Raw genomic sequence first — 1,318 nt, forward strand, 5'->3', positions numbered from 1 at the left:
CCACGCTGCTCGCGTTCACGGAGGATCCGGGCGAGCTGCGGGCCGCGGCGGAGGCGCTTGTGTGGGCGCTGCGGACCGGCCGGACCGAGCGGTTGAGCCTGGAGAAGGTCAACGGCGGGCCCGTGCTCGGCACGCCGCTGGCCGAGGCGCTGCTGGCCGCGGGGTTCTACTCAAGCCCGTCGGGCATCCGGTTCCGGAACTGAGAACCCACGTCCGTCCGCCCGTCCGCAACGCGGGTTGAGTTGTCACGGGTCCCGCCGTCGAACACCCGCGACAACTCAACCCGCGTTGCCCGGGGGTGGCCCTGTCGCGGAGGCGGGGCCCGGGGGGTAGGTTCGGCCCATGAGCATCGACGCCGCCCCGCCCGAGGACGGGGGCACCGCCCCCACGGGCACCTCCCCGGCCCCCGAGGCCCTCGAGGACGCCCTGCCGCACCCCTCGGACCCCTCCGTCACCCCGTTCCTCCTGTTCGAGGGTGACGCCGGTGCAGCCATGGACGCCTACCTCACCGCGTTCGTGGAATACCTGCCGGTCACCGAGGTCCGCCGCGACCTCTTCGACGACTCCTCCCCGCGCGGCGCCGAATGGGCGGGCAAGGTCCTGTACGGCGAGCTCGAGATCGCCGGCCAGCGGCTGCGGTTCTTCGACTCCTTCACCCCGCACGGGTTCACGTTCACCCCGGCCATCAGCCTGTTCGTCGAGCTGCCGGACGCCACGGCGGTGGACGCGATCCACGACGCGCTCCTCGCCGGCGGCGGCCGGGACTTCATGCCGCCCGACGACTACGGCTTCTCCCGCCGCTTCGCGTGGGTCGGGGACCGCTTCGGCGTGACCTGGCAGCTCAACGCGGCCTGAGCCGGTGACGGCCCGTGCCTGAAGGCGACTCCCTCGTCCGCGTCGCGCACCGGCTCCGCCCCGTGCTCGAGGGCCGGGTCCTGACGCACGCGGATCTGCGCGTGCCCCGCCACGCCACCGCGGACCTGACCGGCTGGAGGGTGGCCGAGGTCCTGCCGCGCGCCAAGTACCTGCTGATGCGGCTGACCCCGCCCACGGCCCGCCCCGGGGCCCGGCCGCTCACCCTGATCTCGCACCTGAAGATGGAGGGGCGCTGGCTCGTCTCGGCCGTCGACGCGCGGTGGGGCGCCCCCGCCTGGCAGGTGCGGGCGGTGCTGGAGACGGCGGAGCACCGTGTGCTCGGCGCCCAGCTGGGCCTGCTCACCCTCGTGCCCACCGCCGACGAGGCCACCGTCCTCGGCCACCTCGGCCCCGACCTGCTGGACCCGGCCTGGGACACGCCCGACGACGGCGCCGCGCTGCT

The 1,318-nt window shown here is 74.7% G+C and carries 3 protein-coding genes; all 3 read left to right on the forward strand.

Going from position 1 to position 1,318, the window contains the following annotated elements; translation table 11 throughout:
* A partial coding sequence (locus tag D8M29_RS13675; protein ID WP_161972463.1) for a hypothetical protein occupies positions 1–203 on the forward strand: 203 nt, incomplete at its 5' end.
* A gap of 139 nt (positions 204–342) precedes the next feature.
* Complete coding sequence (locus tag D8M29_RS11980) at positions 343–855, forward strand: VOC family protein (protein ID WP_127446012.1); 513 nt, start codon at positions 343–345, stop codon at positions 853–855.
* A gap of 14 nt (positions 856–869) precedes the next feature.
* Positions 870–1,318 (forward strand): DNA-formamidopyrimidine glycosylase family protein (locus D8M29_RS11985; protein ID WP_305034233.1); only part of this gene is annotated, 449 nt, incomplete at its 3' end.

The sequence above is a fragment of the Micrococcus sp. HSID17227 genome, assembly GCF_003989405.1.
Classification (GTDB): Bacteria; Actinomycetota; Actinomycetes; order Actinomycetales; family Micrococcaceae; genus Micrococcus; species Micrococcus luteus.

Bases quoted from the DNA above. Each gene is read 5' to 3' on its own strand.
- D8M29_RS11980 (WP_127446012.1), top strand. From the start codon at position 343: ATGAGCATCGACGCCGCCCCGCCCGAGGACGGGGGCACCGCCCCCACG.